Origin of the sequence: Sinorhizobium fredii NGR234, assembly GCF_000018545.1 — a bacterium.
In the GTDB taxonomy this organism is placed as follows: Bacteria; Pseudomonadota; Alphaproteobacteria; order Rhizobiales; family Rhizobiaceae; genus Sinorhizobium; species Sinorhizobium fredii_A.
Genome location: NC_012587.1, coordinates 2,274,739 through 2,291,784 on the forward strand (window position 1 = coordinate 2,274,739; position 17,046 = coordinate 2,291,784).

At 62.9% G+C, this 17,046-nt stretch carries 17 protein-coding genes; 3 read left to right on the forward strand and 14 right to left on the reverse strand.

Translation table 11 applies throughout. The features are described from left to right. Positions 1 to 6 precede the first annotated feature (6 nt). Together NGR_RS22180 and NGR_RS22185 are read right to left on the reverse strand one after the other, a co-directional pair. Positions 7 to 375, reverse strand: a complete 369-nt coding sequence (locus NGR_RS22180) for a helix-turn-helix domain-containing protein (RefSeq protein WP_012708723.1) — start codon at positions 373 to 375, stop codon at positions 7 to 9. Between the two features lie 201 nt (positions 376 to 576). Next, complete coding sequence (locus tag NGR_RS22185; protein ID WP_012708724.1) at positions 577 to 783, reverse strand: CsbD family protein; 207 nt, start codon at positions 781 to 783, stop codon at positions 577 to 579. Positions 784 to 1,143: 360 nt separating this feature from the next. Between NGR_RS22185 and nuoH the strand changes: the two genes are divergently transcribed. From nuoH to NGR_RS22200, 3 genes are all read left to right on the forward strand, one after another. Continuing rightward, a complete protein-coding gene (gene nuoH / locus NGR_RS22190; protein WP_012708726.1) occupies positions 1,144 to 2,130 on the forward strand; it encodes an NADH-quinone oxidoreductase subunit NuoH in 987 nt (328 codons plus the stop codon). Positions 2,131 to 2,262: 132 nt separating this feature from the next. Further along, positions 2,263 to 2,829, forward strand: a complete 567-nt coding sequence (locus NGR_RS22195; RefSeq protein WP_012708727.1) for an NADH-quinone oxidoreductase subunit I — start codon at positions 2,263 to 2,265, stop codon at positions 2,827 to 2,829. A 142-nt stretch (positions 2,830 to 2,971) separates the two neighbouring features. Continuing rightward, positions 2,972 to 3,412, forward strand: coding sequence for a CBS domain-containing protein (locus NGR_RS22200; RefSeq protein ID WP_012708728.1), 441 nt, complete (start codon positions 2,972 to 2,974; stop codon positions 3,410 to 3,412). A 33-nt stretch (positions 3,413 to 3,445) separates the two neighbouring features. On the opposite strand, the gene nuoG is transcribed toward NGR_RS22200, so the two are convergent. The 12 genes from nuoG to NGR_RS22260 form a co-directional block, all read right to left on the reverse strand. After that, positions 3,446 to 6,058, reverse strand: a complete 2,613-nt coding sequence (nuoG, locus tag NGR_RS22205) for an NADH-quinone oxidoreductase subunit NuoG (RefSeq protein WP_012708729.1) — start codon at positions 6,056 to 6,058, stop codon at positions 3,446 to 3,448. A gap of 30 nt (positions 6,059 to 6,088) precedes the next feature. Next, positions 6,089 to 7,351, reverse strand: coding sequence for an NADH-quinone oxidoreductase subunit NuoF (nuoF, locus tag NGR_RS22210; protein WP_012708730.1), 1,263 nt, complete (start codon positions 7,349 to 7,351; stop codon positions 6,089 to 6,091). Positions 7,352 to 7,355: 4 nt separating this feature from the next. Then, positions 7,356 to 7,868 carry an NADH-quinone oxidoreductase subunit NuoE gene (gene nuoE / locus NGR_RS22215; RefSeq protein ID WP_012708731.1) on the reverse strand — a complete coding sequence of 171 codons (513 nt, stop codon included), beginning with the start codon at positions 7,866 to 7,868 and terminating at the stop codon, positions 7,356 to 7,358. Between the two features lie 17 nt (positions 7,869 to 7,885). Continuing rightward, positions 7,886 to 9,100, reverse strand: coding sequence for an NADH dehydrogenase (quinone) subunit D (gene nuoD, locus NGR_RS22220; RefSeq protein ID WP_012708732.1), 1,215 nt, complete (start codon positions 9,098 to 9,100; stop codon positions 7,886 to 7,888). 1 nt (position 9,101) lies between these two features. Then, a complete protein-coding gene (locus NGR_RS22225; protein ID WP_012708733.1) occupies positions 9,102 to 9,665 on the reverse strand; it encodes an NADH-quinone oxidoreductase subunit C in 564 nt (187 codons plus the stop codon). Next, a complete protein-coding gene (locus tag NGR_RS22230; protein ID WP_012708734.1) occupies positions 9,662 to 10,165 on the reverse strand; it encodes a NuoB/complex I 20 kDa subunit family protein in 504 nt (167 codons plus the stop codon). Before NGR_RS22230 ends, NGR_RS22225 begins: the two co-directional genes overlap by 4 nt. Beyond that, a complete protein-coding gene (locus NGR_RS22235) occupies positions 10,153 to 10,518 on the reverse strand; it encodes an NADH-quinone oxidoreductase subunit A (protein ID WP_012708735.1) in 366 nt (121 codons plus the stop codon). Before NGR_RS22235 ends, NGR_RS22230 begins: the two co-directional genes overlap by 13 nt. Positions 10,519 to 10,657: 139 nt before the next feature. After that, a complete protein-coding gene (locus tag NGR_RS22240) occupies positions 10,658 to 12,097 on the reverse strand; it encodes an NADH-quinone oxidoreductase subunit N (protein ID WP_012708736.1) in 1,440 nt (479 codons plus the stop codon). Then, positions 12,094 to 13,569: an NADH-quinone oxidoreductase subunit M gene (locus NGR_RS22245; protein WP_012708737.1), complete on the reverse strand. Its 1,476-nt coding sequence runs from the start codon at positions 13,567 to 13,569 to the stop codon at positions 12,094 to 12,096. Before NGR_RS22245 ends, NGR_RS22240 begins: the two co-directional genes overlap by 4 nt. Positions 13,570 to 13,577: 8 nt before the next feature. Continuing rightward, a complete protein-coding gene (locus NGR_RS22250) occupies positions 13,578 to 15,338 on the reverse strand; it encodes a Na(+)/H(+) antiporter subunit D (RefSeq protein WP_012708738.1) in 1,761 nt (586 codons plus the stop codon). Next, on the reverse strand, positions 15,331 to 15,585 hold the full coding sequence (locus NGR_RS22255) for a hypothetical protein (protein WP_012708739.1): 255 nt from the start codon (positions 15,583 to 15,585) through the stop codon (positions 15,331 to 15,333). Before NGR_RS22255 ends, NGR_RS22250 begins: the two co-directional genes overlap by 8 nt. Further along, entirely contained in the window at positions 15,582 to 17,045 is a 1,464-nt protein-coding gene (locus NGR_RS22260) for a monovalent cation/H+ antiporter subunit D family protein (protein WP_012708740.1), read from the reverse strand. The genes NGR_RS22255 and NGR_RS22260 overlap by 4 nt, the downstream gene beginning before the upstream one ends. Between the last annotated feature and the right edge of the window lies 1 nt (position 17,046).

Genomic DNA, 17,046 nt, shown 5'->3' on the forward strand with positions numbered 1-17,046 from the left:
AACACCTCAACCGACTAATAAGCCCAAGGTCCGGCAGCCCCACAGCGCAGGCCGGACGATCCGCTGGCGTCCGGCGGCCCGCGACCGAAACATTGTCGACTTCCTGAAATCGGACCCCTCGATCGTCTTCAGCAATCCGCCTCCGGACGCCGGTGACTCCTCGAAGAAAAATGTAAAATGAACCTGCAAGACGTCGGCCATCGCCAACAATTGGGCGGCGCAGACGCGGCGTGTCCCCTGCTCGTACCTCCGGACCTGTGCGACCGGCACACCGAGCGCCGCGCCAAGATTCTCCTCGTCCATCCCCAGCGCCTTGCGGCGCAGCCGGATGCGATGACCGACGAAAGCGTCAATGGAATTGGGCTGGCTGAGCACCTTTCGCCTCCGCGCAAGAGTGGCTGGCTGCTACCCTCAAAGATGCTTGAAAATCGGAACCGATGCAACTCGGGGCTTTGCGGGATACACAAGGTTCTCCTTTGCGTTTCGATGCACCGCACACCCCGTGATGCAGTGCCGCTACGTCACCTTTCCCGACACAAGGAAAAACCCCGCGCGAGGCGGGGTTTTTCCTGAACATCAGTTCCAGGTTTGTCGATTGTACCAGTCATCGAGATCCCGGTGCGCACGGTCCTTCTCAATGCCGTACCGCTCCTGGATCTTCCCCTCGAGCTGGTCCATGTTACCGTCGATCTGGTCAAGATCGTCGTCGGTCAGCTTGCCCCACTGTTCCTTGATCTTGCCCTTCACCTGCTTCCAGTTACCTTCGACGCGATTCCAATCCATGCCGTTTCCTCCTGGCTTGTGACTGTCATGTCGGGAAAACTCGCAATGGCGGCATTTGTTCATTTTCAGATCGTGGCCCGTAAGCCCGGCAGGAACGAATCCGCGCATTCATGCATTTACCGGGCAAGTACGGAGGCCCAATGCGAAACGCCCATCCAGGCCGGGCCTCCTCCGGGTGGGCAGCCGTGGCCGAGCCGGTCGGATGCGTTTTCTTGGGCGAGCCGTCGCCCGCTCTCACCGCAATCATCCCCTAATTGAAGAGACGGTACACCTTCGAGCTCGCAGACAGACGACGCCAAGCTGGTGTATAGTCAGGAAAAATCCGGTCGCACCTTTCAACCCGGAGAAGTAGCCGCGGACATGGAGCTTGTCGTTGCCATCGGCCTGATCGTCTTCAAGGTTGCGTTGCTGATTGCGATGCTCTTGCTCCTGCCCTTGCCGCTGACCTGGGTGGAACGCAAAATCGCCGGGCACATGCAGCAGCGGATGGGCCCGATGCGCGTTGGCTGGCACGGGCTGCTGCAGCCGGTGGCGGACGGGATCAAGCTCCTGACCAAGGAAGACCACATCCCGGCCGAGGCCGACCGCTTCCTGTTCAAACTTGCACCAATCCTGGCGCTCGCGCCGCCCTTTGTGGTGTTCGTGGCAATCCCGTTCGGAGAGTCCGTCTCCGTGCTCGGCAACGAGATCACGCTCTACGTTTCGAACATGAACGTGGCGCTCCTCTTCGTTTTCGCGGTGATCGGCCTGGAAGTCTATGGCGTCATTTTCGGCGGCTGGGCGGCAAACAGCAAATATGCGGTCCTCGGCAGCCTCAGGACCTGCGCGCAGATGATCAGCTACGAGATCCCGATGGGATTTGCGGTGATCGGCGTGGTCATGCTGGCGCAGTCCATGAGCCTGCTCGAGATCGTCCGGGCCCAGGAAGACGTCTGGAACATCGTCTATCAGCCGATTGGATTCTTCGTGTTCTTCGTCGCCGGGCTCGCCGAAGCGCAGCGCATCCCCTTCGACCTGTCGGAGGCGGAAGGCGATCTCGGGGCCGGCTTCCATACCGAATATAGCGGCATCCGCTTCGCCTTTTTCATGGTCAGTGAATACGTCGTCATGCTTTTGGTGTCGGTCCTGACGGTGATCCTGTTTTTCGGAGGCTGGAACGGCGTGCTGATCCCCTTGCCGCCGCTCCTCTGGTTCGCCCTCAAGGTGGCGTTCTTCGTCTATTTGTTCATGTGGTTCCGCTTTACTTTCCCCCGTTATCGCTACGACCAGTTGATGGCGATCGGTTGGAAAGTCTTGCTTCCTCTGTCGATGGCGAACATAATTATTACTGGTATTGCTTTCATTTAGGCGCCCCAAACGGGCTCCACCGCATGCTTCCTTGGGTCGAGCCGATTCAAGAAAGAAATGAGGCAGCAATTCAAAGGGCTACGGCGACCTTGTGCGTCCGGAAGACGCACGGCGCTGTAGAGCGAGGCGGCGATGTCGCGCCCAAGGGACACAATCGGCACATGGATCGGCTGGACGTTCTTCGCCGACCTGGCGACTGGTTTGGCGCTGACCTTCGGCTACATGTTCTCCAAAACCGTGACCATGCAGTACCCGGACAAGGAGAAATGGCTGCCCTATTCGCGTTATCGCGGCCACCATTTCCTGAAGCGTGACGAAGAGGGCGAGATCAAGTGCGTGGCCTGCGAGCTCTGCGCCCGGATCTGTCCCTGCTATTGCATCGAAGTCGTGCCCTACGAGGACGAAAAGGGCAACCGGCGCCCCGCCAAATTCGAGATCGACACGGCCCGCTGCCTGTTCTGCGGGTTGTGCGAGGACGCCTGCCCGGCGGATGCGATCGCTCTTGGCCAACAATATGAATTCTCGAGTTTTTCCTCGCGCGATCTGGTGATCGGTCGCGACGACCTGCTGGCAAAGCCTGGCAAGGCGGCGACTGGCGGCGGCGTCGTCGCCGCGCGCCTGAACACGCAGAAGGACGTGCTCGTCGAGACGGACGAGCGGCAGGGCTACAACTGGTGGCGGAATATCCGGCGAAAGTGAGCACACCAGCTCTCAGACCGGAACGCCACCCGCATGTCCTTGGATCGGAGCCGATCCATGAATGAGAAGTGCAGCAATTCAATGTGCTACGGCGACCTTTTGCAGCTGAAAGACGCACGGCGCTGTAGGAGAGGAGGCTCAGATGTTTGTCGGCGAAATCGTGAAGAACAAGGGTGTCGGAGTCATCGCGGTCGCTCCCGAACAGCCGATGGTGGAAGTCCTGCGGCTGTTTCGAGACAACAATATCGGCTTCGTGGTCGTCAGCCAATCGGCCGGGGAATATCTCGGCACGCTGTCGGAGCGGGATTGCTGCAATGCGATGGCCGAACACGGGGCCGAGGCGGCGATGATGCGGGTTGGCGACGTCATGAACCGCAGCGTGGCGATCTGTTCGACGGAAGATTTGCTGCCCTTCGTGATGGCGATCATGACCCAACGGCGTACCCGCCATGTGCTGGTGATGGAAGGTGACGACATTGTCGGCGTGGTCAGCATCGGCGACGTGGTCAAGCACAGGCTCGACGAAGCGCAACGCACCGAGCAGGACCTGCACGACTATATTCGCGGGACCCACTATCACTGACGAGATCAGCGACAGCAGCGGTGAGATCCGAAGTCAGGGCGAGCCTGCCATGCCCTGCCCGAGATCATCTGCGTTCGCGGCAGGGCCGGCCTGGGCGTCAATCTCGAACGCCGCATGCGCCTTTTGAACCTCGACCGGACATGGATACTCACCCCGCCGCATGAGGCCGTTGAGCCGCAGAGCCCTGTAGTTTTCGGGGACGAACACGAGACCGCGAGGAAAGCGCCTGTTGACCTTGAGCTTTGCGGTCAATTCGCCCTGAGCAGATCGCACGACCACTTGATCGCCATCCGAAATGCCAAGTTGCTGAGCCTCCTGCGCGTTCATCTCGACATAGGGATCATCCGCGACCGTATTCAGGATCTCCGAGCGTTCGGAAAGATAACCGTTGTGGAACAGGCAGTCGCCGGTGACCAGCATGAGCCCGTCGCGGACCTCGAAGGTCGGCGGCGCCGGGTAGAACCCGCTGGCAGGTGGCGTCGGGTCCGCTTGTGTGAAGGCGCCGTCGGCCCCAAGCCCGTCCGGTGTCAATCCCTGATAGGCCGGGACCAGCCGGGCGATCTCGTCGAAGATTTCGCCTTGCATAGATGGCTTCAGCACCTGGCGCCGGAGTGCCGCGACGAATTCGAAGACTTCCAGGTTGCCTCTGGCCTCGAAGGCAGGTGCGCGGAATTTGCGGAGCGTCTGGATGCGGCCCTCATTGTTGGTGAACGTGCCGGCTTCCTCGCCGTAGCCCGCCGCCGGCAGCACGACCTCGGCCAGGCCGGCCGTGTCCGTCAGGAAGGTGTCCTGCACGATCAGAAGATCGGCGGCGCCAAGCGCCCGCTTTACGAAATCCCTGTCGGGATAGGCAAGCAGCGGGTCGGTTCCGGCGACATAGAGCGCGCCCATCCGCCCGTCGACACAGAGATCCAGAATAGCGTCGAGATTCGCTCCAGGCTCAGACGGGATTTCGGCGTCCCACGCCCCTTCGTGAGTCGCTCGCGCCGAGTCGTCGGTGACCGCCCGTAGCCCCGGCAGGGTCGCCGGCAGGACCCCCATGTCCCAGGCGCCCATCTGGTTGGCGCGGTCGAAAAGGAACTGCATTGCCGGGTCTTTGCCGAGCATTCGGAGAGCCTGCAGCAGGTTGCTGACCTGCTGCAGCATCGCGCGCGCTTCGGGTGATCTGAGGAGGCCGACACTGACAAGCACCGTGACGCCGCGACTGTCCCTGAGGCCGGCGACCAGGCGATCCGATTCTTCGCTGCCGGCGCTCTCTGACGGCCTGCCGATTGTCGCGCCGACTGCGTCAATCGTCTCGCCTGAAAGGTTCTCGCCGGCCGCTGCCGCGAGCCCGGCGACCACCGCTGCAAGGCTCGCCGCCTCGCCGCCCGGCGGCACGCGAAGCACCACCCGGGCATCGGCGTCGAGGCGCGATGGCCGCGCCGAGAGCAGGAGCAATCCGGCCTGCCGCTGCCGCACGGCGTCGCGCAGCAGATATTCGGTTACCGGATTTTCCTCCGTCACATTGCCACCGATCACCAGCACGCAATCCTTGTCGATTACCTCCTGCAGCGGAGCACGCGTGTAGAAGCCTCCAAGCAGCGGCCCGAGCGTGTCGAAGGGTGCGGACCAGCGCGACGAGCAATCGATGTTGTTGGTCCGGAATACCGTCCGCATCAGCTTTTGGAACTGATAGAGCACCTCGTTGGGCAGGCGCGCCGAGGCAAGCCCGCCCGCGGCCTTGTTCTCGACGGCCGCAAGACGCCGACGCAGGTGGTCACCAGCCTCACTCCAGGAAACCGGCACCAGGACGCCATCCCGGCGGATCATCGGTCGCTTGATCCGGTCTCGGCTCTCGACAAAATCCAGCCCAAAGCGCCCCCGCACGCAGAGCGTTTCCCGGTTGACGCCATGCTCCGGCTTGGAGCGCACCCGCATGAACTCGCCCTTGCGTGCCCCGACGGTAAGCTGGCAGCCGGTGCCGCAATGCGGGCAGATCGTGTCGGTCTCGGCGAGGTCCCAGGGCCGCGCCTTGTAGCGATAGGGAAAACTCATCAGCGCGCCGACCGGACAGACCTGGACGCAGTTGCCGCACTGATCGCAACTCGCAAGACTGCCTTCGAAGCCGGTGACGGCAGTATCCATGCCCTTTTCGACGGTCCCCAGGGCGACGGCGCCGACGACCTCCTCGCACATCCGCACGCAACGCTGGCACTGGATGCAGCGGTTGACGTTCATGATGATAACCGGGCTGAGGCGGATATCCCGCGAGTGGAACACACGCTTGGGATCGCGGAACTCGCTTCGCCGTGGCCCGTAGTCCATCACCATGTCCTGCAGCTCGCATTCGCCGCCCTTGTCGCAGATCGGACAGTCGAGGGGATGGTTGGCAAGCAGCATGTCGAGCATGGAAGAGCGCGTTTCGTCGATCAGCGGCGTGTTCGTCCTGACCACCATGCCATCGGTGACCGCGGTGGCGCAGGACGGCTGCAGCCGCCGCAGCCCTTCGATCTCCACCAGGCACATGCGGCACGACGCCAGCGGCGGCAGCCGCTCCAGATAACAGAAGGTCGGAACATCGATGCCCAAGCGCTGGGCTGCCTGAAGCACCGTCGAGCCAGCCTCAACTTCCAGGGATTGCGCGTCGATCGTGATCCTAACCATATTTCCTCACAGCCTGTTCCGGCACAGTCGTTAGTGGAAGGGGCACCTCCGCTCCTCGATATGGGCAGCGAACTCGTCGCGGAAATGCGCAAGCGCGGCCCGCAAGCCCATTGCCGCGCCGTCACCCAAGGCACAAAAGGTGTTGCCGAATATGCCCTTGCAGAGCTTCTCCAACTGCTCAAGGTCGCCCGGCGCACCCTCCCCGGCCTCGATCCGACGCAGCACCTTCACCGCCCAGTTCAGTCCTTCCCGGCATGGCGTGCACTTGCCGCAGGACTCGTGGTGGAAGAATTCGACGATCCGCGCGGCCACCTTGACCATGCAGGTCGAGTCGTCGACCACGATTACCCCAGCCGAGCCGAGCATCGAGCCGGCGGCAGCCAGCGAGTCGAAATCCATGCCGACGTCCAGACCACCCTTCGGGATGACCGGTGCCGAGACCCCGCCCGGGATCACCGCCTTGATCCGGCGTCCCGGCAGCGGCCCGCCGGCGTGCTCCACCAGTTCGCGCAGCGGTATACCCATCGGCAGCTCGTAGAGACCGGGTTTGCGCACCTGCCCGCTGACACAATAGAGCTTAGGCCCGGGGCTCTTGTCCGGACCGATGGCCCGGAACCAGTGCGGCCCGCGCATGACGATATGCGGCACGCAAGCCAGGGTTTCGACGTTGTTGATCACGGTCGGGCTGGCATAGAGCCCGGCGACGGCCGGAAACGGCGGTTTCAGCCGCGGCTGCGCCCGCTTGCCCTCGAGCGACTCGAGCATCGCCGTCTCCTCGCCGCAGATATAGGCGCCGGCACCGCAGTGGATATGGATGGCGAAACTGAAATCCGATCCGAGGATGCCCGCGCCGAGATAACCCTTGTCGCGAGCCTCGGCGATCGCCTGTTCCAGGCGACGAATAGCCTTCACATATTCGCCGCGAACGTAGACATAGGCGGTTTCGGCTCCGATCGCATAGGCGCTGACCGCCAGGCCCTCGACGAGCTGGTGCGGGTCACGTTCCATGATGATCCGGTCCTTGAAGGTTCCCGGCTCGCCCTCATCGGCGTTGCAGCAGAGGTATTTCGGCTTGTCGGACTGCTTCGGCACGAAGCCCCATTTCATGCCCGTCGGGAAGCCGGCGCCGCCGCGGCCGCGCAGGTTGGATTGCTTGACGAGTTCGACGACCTCGTCGGGCGTGTGCTCGCGCAGCACCTTGGCCAGCGCCTGATAGCCGCCGCCGGCCTCGTAGGTAGCAAGCACGTGGCCATCCGGAGCATCGATATTCTTGAGGAGGACCGGTTCGAACATGACGCTACTCTCCCGGCGATGCTGCATCAGCGAGATCGGCACCGATCACCTGACCTGCCTCCGCCCGCAGCCTGTCCAGAAGCGCATCGAGCCGCCCTGTGTCGAGGTTGCCGTGATAGTCGTCGCCGACCTGCATCACCGGAGCCATCTCGCAGGCGCCAAGGCATTCGACGGTCGAAAGGGTGAACAGCCGGTTCGGGGTGGTATCGCCCTTCCTGATTTCCAGCACCGTTTCCAGATGCTTCAGCAGCGCCTCGGATCCGCACAGCATGCAGGAGACGTTGTCGCAGAGCTGCAGGTGGAACATGCCGACCGGCTCGGTGTGGAAGAGCGTATAGAAGGTCGCGAGCTCGTAGACCCAGATCCGCTCGACGCCGAGAATGTCGGCGACCTCTTCCAGGACCGGACCGGGCAGATGACCATGTTCCTGCTGCGCGATGAGCAGGGCGGGCATGATCGCCGAGCGCTGGTCGGGATACCGCGCCGCTGCTTCTTCGATCTTTTCGCGCATGCTCATCGTCTCTTGAACTCCTGCTACTTGTCCACCTCCGCCATCACCGGATCGAGGCTGCCGAGGACGGCGATCATGTCCGCCAGGTAACGGGCATTGGTCACCCCGAAGAGCGCCTGAAGATTGACGAAGGACGGTGCCCGCACCTTCATGCGGAACGGCTTTTCCGATCCGTTGCTGATGATGTAGAAGCCGAGCTCGCCCTTCGGCGCCTCGATGGCCGAATAGACCTCGCCCTTCGGCACCTTGAAACCATAGGCAGACAGGTCGAAATGCTGGATCAGCGCCTCCATCGAGCAGTGCACCCGATCCTTGTCCATGGGAAAGGCGATCGTCGGCATGTCGACCTGAAACGGCCCCTCGGGCATCTGCTCGAGACACTGCTCGATGAGCCGGACGCTCTCGCGCATCTCCTCGACCCGGCACTGCCAGCGCGCGTAGCAATCGCCCTCCTCGCGGGTAATGACGTTGAAGTCGAGCCGATCGTAGATCTCGTAGGGTTCGTCGCGGCGAATGTCCCAGTCGACGCCGGAAGCGCGCAGGTTCGGACCGCTGAGGCCGAGGTCGATGCCGTCTTCTGGGGATATCACACCGATCCCTTGGGTTCGCTTCAGAAACACCCGGTTGTTCTCGATCAGCCTCTCATAGTCGCGGATCCGGTTCGGGAAGATGTCGCAGAACTCCCGGATCTTGGGGAGGAAGCCTTCGGGCAGGTCCTCGCGCACCCCGCCGACCCGGCAGAAGGACGTGTGCATCCGCGCGCCGGTGGCCATTTCCAGAAGGTCCATGATCATTTCGCGCTCCCGCATGGCGTAGAGCAGCGCGGTCATCGCGCCGAGATCCATCGGCAGGGCGCCGGTGATCAGAAGATGACCGGAGATCCGCGCCAGCTCGGCCATCATGACGCGGATATACTGCGCACGGATCGGTGCTTCGATACCCAGGAGCTTTTCCACCGCCAGCGCAAAGGCCAGGTTGTTCGAAGGCGGACAGACATAGTCGAGCCGGTCGGTGAGCGGAAAGATCTGCGTGTAGGTGAAGCTCTCGGCGAGTTTCTCGGTGCCGCGATGCAGGTAACCGATATGCGGGTCGACGCGGGCGACAAACTCGCCGTCGAGCTCGAGGACGAGCCGCAGCACCCCGTGGGTGCTCGGGTGCTGCGGGCCGAGGTTGAGAAGCACCTCCTTGGTGTCGAGCGCTTCGCCCTGCGGCCTCATGAGCTCAGTGACTTCGGTCATCTCACGTTCCCGGCGTCGAGCGGCCTCCCGTTGGAATGTCGTTGGTGGCAAGGTCCGGCTGCGTCGGCGGCGGCCCTTCGGCGCCGAACGGATTGAGGTCGTCCTTGTAACCGCGCAGCGGAAAGTCCTTGCGCTGCGGGAAGCCCTCGAAGCCTTCCCACATATAGATCCGCCGCAGATCGGGGTGTCCCTCGAAGCTGATCCCGTACATGTCCCAGGCCTCGCGCTCATGCCAGTTGGCCGTGCGCCAAACGCCTGTCACCGAGGGCACCAGCGGCGGATCGCCGAGGCGGCACTTGATCCGGATGCGCCATTTGTTCGGCAGCGAATAGAGGTGGTACACCGCCTCGTAGCGCGGCGCTTCCGGGAAATGATCGACACCGCAGATGTCGGAAAGGAAATCGAACCGCAGCGCCGGATGCTCCTTCAGGAACCGGCAAAGCTCGACGATCTTGTCAGGCGGCACGGCGAACCCATGAAGTCCATGCGAGACGCCAAGCTCCTCGACTGCCTCTCCAAAACGTTCCGAGATGAGGGTGCTGATGACGGACGCCTCGACGCTCATGATGCGGCGATCCGGTCCAGCGGCGTCCCGGCGAGCGCCCTGTCTTTCTTGATTTTCTCCTGGAGCAGGAGGAAACCGTGCATCAGGGCTTCGGGCCGCGGCGGACAGCCGGGCACATGCACGTCCACCGGTACGAAGGTTTGCGCCCCCTGCACCACGGCATAGGTGTTGTAGACCCCGCCCGAGATGGCGCAGGTGCCCATGGCGATCACCCAGCGCGGCTCCGGCATCTGGTCATAGAGCCGGCGCACCACCGGCGCGAACTTCCGCGTCACGGTACCGGCGATGATCATCACGTCGGACTGGCGGGGCGACGGCCGGAACACCACGCCGAACCGGTCGAGATCATAGCGGGCGCAACCCGCCGAGATCATCTCGATGGCGCAGCAGGCGATCCCGAAGGTCTCGGGCCACAGCGCCGAGCGGCGGCTCCAACTGATGACGCTGTCGGCCGTGGTGAACAGCACACTGTCGCGGATCGCATTGCCTACGCCTCCCATTCCAGCGCTCCCTTCAACCAGGCGTAGGCGAAGCCCACGAGCAGCAATACGATGAAGACGAACATCTCGACAAAGCCGATGAGCCCGATTTCCTTCAGGACGACGGCCCAGGGAAACAGGAACATCGTCTCGACATCGAAGACGACCAGCAGGATCGCGAGGATATAGAACTGCACCCGGAAGCGGCCCCCGGCGGCTTCGCCGGCCGGGTCCATGCCGCACTCATAGGGCATGTTCTTCTCGGGATAGGGATTGGAGGGGCGCAGCAGCGATGAGACAAACAGCGTCGCCCCGACCACCAGAACAATTCCGGCGATCATCACTAGAACCGGCAGGAACTCGATCGCAGTCATATCATCGCCCTGTCCAACGAGGGCTTTCCTCGGCGCCGACCCCTTTCCGGAGGGATAACGCGGGTGCCCAGAAAAGCGAATTGGGCAATTCTTTCTTGAACTTGCAGTCTATTCCGTCGAGCAGACCATTGCAAATAAATCAACCGCCAAACACTGACTGCTGAGCAAGCCTCAGAAACCACGCCGGAAACAGGCCGATGCCGATGGTCCCGGCGGCGGTGCAGAAGAGCGTGGTGCGGACCAAGGGCGTCAGCGCCGGCTCGAACGCTCTCTCCGGCTCGCGCATGTAGATTACCATGACGATGCGGATGTAGAAGTAGGCGGCAACGGCGCTCAACAGCACCGCGACCACCGCCAGGAAGACGAAACCGCGTTCGACGAGCGCAACCAGCACGTAAAACTTGGCGAAGAACCCGGCCGTCGGCGGGATGCCGGCGAGCGAAAACAGATAGATGAGCATGAGAAGTGCCAACCCCGGATGCGACTTGGCGAAGCCTGCATAGTCTTCGATGACCTCGCCGGAGAAATCGCCGTTCCGCATCATGATGACGGCGCCGAAAATACCGAGATTCATGAAGGCGTAGATCAGCAGATAGAGCATCACACTCGCGACCCCGTCCGCCCCGCCGGCCACCACGCCGAATGTGGCAAAGCCCGCATGGGCGATGCTCGAATAGGCGAGCAGCCGCTTGAAATTATCCTGCACCAGGGCCACGAAACTGCCGAGTGCCGCCGTCACCACCGCAATGACCGCGACGATGATCCAAACGTCCGAAGCCGCAACCAGCGGATTGAGGAACACCCGGAGGATGACCGCGAATCCTGCCGCCTTCGGGCCCACCGACATGAAGGCGGTCACCGTCGTCGGCGCACCTTCATAGACATCCGGCACCCACATGTGGAACGGTACCGCGCCGATCTTGAAGACCAGCCCTGCGACGATGAAGACCACCGCCAGCAGCAATCCCGGATCGAACGGATCGCCGCTCACCGCGGCCGCCATCGCGTCCAGTTGCGTCGTACCGGTGAGCCCGTAGACGAGCGAAACGCCGTAGAGGAAGATCCCCGTCGAGACCGCACCAAGGATCACGTATTTCAGCGCCGCCTCGTTCGACCGCCGCTCGTGCCTAAGGAAGCCGGTCAGCACATAGGTGCAGAGCACCATCAGTTCGAGGCCTACGTAGATCGACAGGAGATCGGTCGACGAGGCCATGATCATCATGCCCGAGAGCGCGAAGAGCAGCATCACGTAGTATTCGCTGCTGCCTATCCCTTCGATATCGGCATATTTCCGCGAAAGGAGGAACGTCAGCACCGTGGCCAGGTAGAAGACGAACTTGAAGAAGACCGCGAAGCGGTCCGCGACGAACATGCCGGAATAGGCCGGCCGCACCTCGCCGGCCAGCATAAGTGTGGCGAGCGCGGCAATCAGCACGATTGCGACGGAAGCCGAGACGAGCCAATGGTCCTGCCCGTCCCGCATCAATTGTCCGAGGATCAGCAGGATACAGGCGCCGGTGATCACGATGATCTCGGGCAGGCTTGCCAGCACCCACTGGAAGAGCACGGCGCCAGTCATTGTCCGCTCCCCTTGTCGTGCACCTCAGTCAGCAAATTCTTCACCGAGGCGTCGATGACGTTGAGGAAGGGCTTCGGATAGAATCCCACCCAGAGCACGAAAACCGCCAGCGGCAGGATCGCCGCCATCTCGCGGACGTTCACATCGCGGATCTCGTACCGCGCGCCGACGCTCGCCGGACCGAGTGCAACCTTGCGATACATGCCAAGGAGATAGGCTGCACTCAGCAATGCCCCCAGAACGGCGGCCGTACCGACGGCCATGTTGGCGGCAAACCCGCCCGACAGCACCAGCAGTTCGCCGACGAACGAATTTGTGCCCGGCAGCGCCATCGATGACAGCGTGAACAGCGCGAGAAACCCGGTATAGACCGGCGCCACCTTCATCAGCCCGCCATAGTCGGCGATGCTGCGCGTATGGGTCCGCTCGTAGATCACCCCGACGAACAGGAACAGCGCGCCCGTCGTCACGCCATGATTGAACATCTGCAGGATGCCGCCTTCGAGGCCGCGCAGATTAAGCGAGAAGATCCCCATCGTCACGAAGCCCATATGGCTGATGCTGGAATAGGCCACCAGCTTCTTCAGATCGTCCTGCGCCAGCGCAAGCAACCCGCCATAGACAATGGCGAGCGCCGAAAGCGCCAGCATCAACGTCGAATAATAGACCGACGCCTCCGGCAGCATCGGCAGCGAAAACCGCAGGAACCCATAGGCGCCCATCTTCAGGAGTACGCCGGCGAGGATGATGCTGCCCGCCGTCGGCGCCTGGACGTGGGCGTCCGGCAGCCAGGTATGGACGGGAACCATCGGCACCTTGACCGCGAAGGCGATGAGGAAGGCGAAGAACAGCCAGGACTGGACATCGAATGGCAAATCCTGCGCAGTCAAGGCGAGGATGTCGAAAGTCTGGCCGCCGTGGAAGTAGAGCACGATGACGCCGATGAGGAACAGGAGGCTCCCCGCGAGCGTGTAGAGGAAGAACTTGAAAGCCGCATAGACGCGGCCCGCGCCGCCCCAGACGCCGATGATCAGATACATCGGGATCAGCATCGCTTCCCAGCAGACATAGAACAGGAACAGGTCGAGCGCTGAGAACACCCCAAGCATCAGCGCCTGCATGGAAAGCAGCGCGACCATGAACTCCTTCACCTTGCGATCGATGGCGACCCACGAGGCGAGCACGCAAATCCAGCCGAGCAGCGCGGTGAGGAACACGAAAAGCGCGCTGATGCCGTCGACGCCGAGCGCATAGGTGATACCGATCGCCGGCACCCAGGGGTACCTCTCGGTGAACTGCATCTCATGGGTCGTCGTGTCGAAGCCAGCCAGCATCGCAACCGCGAACGCGAAGTCGGCCATCGTAAAACCGAGCGCCGTCCAACGCACCGCATCGTCATTGCGCAGACACATCAACACCGCTGCCCCGGCAACGGGCAGGAAGACGATGAGGCTGAGCAGCGGGAACGTCATCGCACCCCCTATCGCCACACGACGGCGAAGACGGCGATCGCCGCGATCAGTCCGGCAATCATCGCCAACGCATAATGGGTCACGACGCCCGTCTGCAGCCGCCGCAACACCCCACCGCCGTCAAGGATCGCATGCGCCACGCCATTGACGACCGCATCCACGCCGTTGAGATCGACCCGAAGCCCCGCTCGCGCGGAACCGTGCAGCAAGGGCAGCGCCGCTGTCTCGGACATGTCGCTGACCGCCTTCTCGTAGCGCGCCAGGGGTCGCTCGGCGAACCACATGAAGGCGCGCGCCCCCTTGCGGTAGAACCAGTCGGTGTCGATGCTGATCGTGTTCTCCGGATCGAGCGCCTTGAGGAACATGACGAAGCCGAGCGCGGTAAACATCAGCACGCCGAGGCTCTCGGTGAGGTGGACGCCCGTATAGGGTTCGAAGTCGACCGGATAGGGAAGCAGTGCGTAAAGCGGCCTTGGGAAGAGCCCGATCGCAACGCAAAGCGTCGCCGCCATGGCCATCGCGACCAGCATGTTGCCGGGCGGCTCCCGCGCCTCGAGCCCCCGGTCCGTGCCGAAGAACATATAGTACGGCAGCTTGAGCCCGGTGTGCAGGAACGTCCCCGACGACGCCATCGTCAGCGCCAGCATCACCAGGGCGCGGTGATCCTCGCCGGCGGCGGCCACCACCATCGACTTGGTGACGAAGCCCGAGAAGAACGGAAATGCCGAGATCGCGAAGGCGCCGATCATATAGAGCGCCACGGTTATCGGCATGGTCCGGTAGAGCCCGCCGAGTTCGGTGAGCTTCCGCCGCCCGGTGACGTAGATCACCGCGCCCGCCCCCATGAACAGTAGCGCCTTGTAGAGGATATGGGCGAAGGCATGGCTGGTGGCTCCGTTCACGGCCAGCTCGGTGCCGATGCCGACGCCCGCCACCATGTAGCCGACCTGACTGACGATGTGATAGGCGAGCAGCCGCCGACAGTCGTTCTCCAGCACCGCGTAGACGACGCCGTAGAGCGCCATCGCCGTGCCGAGCCAGACCAGGAGCTCGGTTCCCGGATAAGCCCGCGCCAGCACGTAAACGGCCGTCTTGGTGGTGAAGGCGCTCATGAACACCGCCCCGGTGACGGTCGCTTCCGGATAGGCATCGGTCAGCCACGCATTGAGCGGCGGCACCGCGGCGTTGAGCAGGAAGCCGGCAAGGATCAGGTAGGTGCCGGGCCCCATTCCCACGCCGATCGGTCCAAACAGGAACGAACCGCTGGCAAGCCCGTGCAGGACGATGCCGCCGAGGAGCACGACACCGCCGGTGACATGCACCATGAGGTAACGGAACGCGGCGCGGATCGCCTTCTCGCCCCCTTGCGCGAACACCAGATAGGCGGAGGCAAACGCCATGCCCTCCCAGAACAGGTAAAGCGTCAGGTAGTCGCCGGCGAACACTACGCCAAGCGCGCTGCCGACATAGACGAACGCCGCCACGTGCTGGCCGGCCTCGGTCAGGTGCAGCGCATAGACCATGCCAATCAGCGCCATGAGCGTGAAAACCGTGGCAAAGACGATGCTCAGCTTGTCGACCTTGGCGATGAGAATATCCTGGCCGATGAACTGTGCCGCACCATAGCTTCCCGGCTGCATCGCAAGCACCGCGAGGATCGCCAGAACCGGGATCGAGAGCAGATAGGCCTTGCGGATCGCTCCCTGCAGGAAGGGGATCGGCAGGGCGCCGAGAATGAACAGCAGGGCCGGATGGACAAACTCAATCATAATAGTCCTCGCGCCGCATGAGCCCGCCCTGATGACCGAGGAACTTGGAAACGAAAATCAACAGCACGCAGGAGACGAAGCCATAGACGGCCGACCAGCCGGGCAGGCGCTCCCACAGATATTCGGCATGTTCGCGGGGAACGACAAAGTCGGCGAGGACGATCAGCACGAGCACGAGATAGAACAGCCGGAGCCGCCGCCTTGCATGGGCCTCGTCTCCGAAGAAATCGACGATCCGCTTGATCATCGGACCACTCCTTCCGCCAGAGCGAGGAAATAGCCGGGAAAGATGCCCATCAACACCGACAGGATGGCGGTCGCGACCAGCGGCACCGTCACCAGCGGAATTTCCCGGATCGTCGCGGGGCTCTCCGTCGTCCCCGCCCCGAAAAAGGCGACATAGCTGACCGGCAGGAAATAGGCGGCGTTCAGGATCGAGCTTGCCAAAAGCACGATCAGAAACGCCATCTCCCCCGCCTGGACCGAGCCGAGCGTCAGATACCATTTGCTGACGAAGCCCGCTGTCGGCGGCACGCCGATCATGCTGAGCGAGGCGACGAAGAATGCCCCCATCGTCCAGGGGAGCCGGCGGCCGATGCCGGCCATGTCGCTGATATTGCGTTTTCCCGACGCGCAATAGATCGACCCGGCGCAGAAGAACAGCGTGATCTTGGAGAAGGCGTGCGCCGCGATGTGGACGATCCCGCCGACCATCGCGACGGGCGAGAGCAGAACCGCGCCCAGCACCACATAGGAGAGCTGGCTGACCGTCGAATAGGCGAGCCGCGCCTTCAGGTCGTCCCGCGTCAACGCATAGATCGACGCCGTCAGGATGGTGAACGAGACCAGATAGGCCGTGGCGATGCCGAGCCCCAGCCCGCCCATCAGCCCCGTGCCGAAGACGTGGAACACCACCCTCAACACGCAGAATACGCCCATCTTGACGACGGCCACCGCATGCAGGAGCGCGCTGACCGGCGTCGGCGCCACCATCGCGGCGGGCAGCCAGGCGTGCATCGGCATCACCGCCGCCTTGGCGAAGCCGAAGAGATAACAGAAATAGACGACCGTCAGCAGCGCCGCCGAGGCATTGGCCTTCGCCAGCAACCCTCCCGGCGCAAAGTCAAGTGAGCCGGCGATGTGATAGGTCAGCGCCAGCGCCGCCAGCAGCACGCTCTTCGACGCGCCCATCAGATAGACGAGGTATTTGCGGCTGCCCCTCCACCCCTCCTCGTCCTCATGGTGGTAGACCAGCGGATAGGTGACGAGGCTCAGCACCTCGTAGAAGATCACCAGAGTGAACAGGTTGGCGGAAAAGGCACCGCCGACGGCCGCCGCAAGGCTCACGGCGAAGCAGGCGAAGAAGCGGGTCTGGGCGTGCTCCTTCAAGTGCCGCATGTAGCCGATCGAATAGATTGCCGCCACGATCCACAGCAGCGACGAGACGGTGGCAAACACCATGCCGAGCGCATCGACCCTGAAAGCGAGGTCGATCCCCGGCAGGACCTCGAACAGCCGCAATTCGACTGTGCCACCCGAAAGCACCGTCGGCGCCATCGAGGCGACGATCGCGAACATGACGACTGCGGCAAGCGGCGAGACGAGGTCGCGGAGCTTTTCGCGCTTGTGGAGGAGGAGAACTGCGAGGGCCGCCAGGCCCGCGACGGCGACGGCAAGTAGGGGCCGGATGGAGATCACCGGGTCCAAG

Excerpts from the sequence above, each read along its gene's own strand:
- NGR_RS22185 (WP_012708724.1), bottom strand. The coding sequence starts at position 783 with ATGGATTGGAATCGCGTCGAAGGTAACTGGAAGCAGGTGAAGGGCAAG.
- nuoH (WP_012708726.1), top strand. The coding sequence starts at position 1,144 with ATGGAGCTTGTCGTTGCCATCGGCCTGATCGTCTTCAAGGTTGCGTTG.
- NGR_RS22195 (WP_012708727.1), top strand. The coding sequence starts at position 2,263 with ATGTCGCGCCCAAGGGACACAATCGGCACATGGATCGGCTGGACGTTC.
- NGR_RS22200 (WP_012708728.1), top strand. The coding sequence starts at position 2,972 with ATGTTTGTCGGCGAAATCGTGAAGAACAAGGGTGTCGGAGTCATCGCG.
- nuoG (WP_012708729.1), bottom strand. The coding sequence starts at position 6,058 with ATGGTTAGGATCACGATCGACGCGCAATCCCTGGAAGTTGAGGCTGGC.
- nuoF (WP_012708730.1), bottom strand. The coding sequence starts at position 7,351 with ATGTTCGAACCGGTCCTCCTCAAGAATATCGATGCTCCGGATGGCCAC.
- nuoE (WP_012708731.1), bottom strand. The coding sequence starts at position 7,868 with ATGAGCATGCGCGAAAAGATCGAAGAAGCAGCGGCGCGGTATCCCGAC.
- nuoD (WP_012708732.1), bottom strand. The coding sequence starts at position 9,100 with ATGACCGAAGTCACTGAGCTCATGAGGCCGCAGGGCGAAGCGCTCGAC.
- NGR_RS22225 (WP_012708733.1), bottom strand. The coding sequence starts at position 9,665 with ATGAGCGTCGAGGCGTCCGTCATCAGCACCCTCATCTCGGAACGTTTT.
- NGR_RS22230 (WP_012708734.1), bottom strand. The coding sequence starts at position 10,165 with ATGGGAGGCGTAGGCAATGCGATCCGCGACAGTGTGCTGTTCACCACG.
- NGR_RS22235 (WP_012708735.1), bottom strand. The coding sequence starts at position 10,518 with ATGACTGCGATCGAGTTCCTGCCGGTTCTAGTGATGATCGCCGGAATT.
- NGR_RS22240 (WP_012708736.1), bottom strand. The coding sequence starts at position 12,097 with ATGACTGGCGCCGTGCTCTTCCAGTGGGTGCTGGCAAGCCTGCCCGAG.
- NGR_RS22245 (WP_012708737.1), bottom strand. The coding sequence starts at position 13,569 with ATGACGTTCCCGCTGCTCAGCCTCATCGTCTTCCTGCCCGTTGCCGGG.
- NGR_RS22250 (WP_012708738.1), bottom strand. The coding sequence starts at position 15,338 with ATGATTGAGTTTGTCCATCCGGCCCTGCTGTTCATTCTCGGCGCCCTG.
- NGR_RS22255 (WP_012708739.1), bottom strand. The coding sequence starts at position 15,585 with ATGATCAAGCGGATCGTCGATTTCTTCGGAGACGAGGCCCATGCAAGG.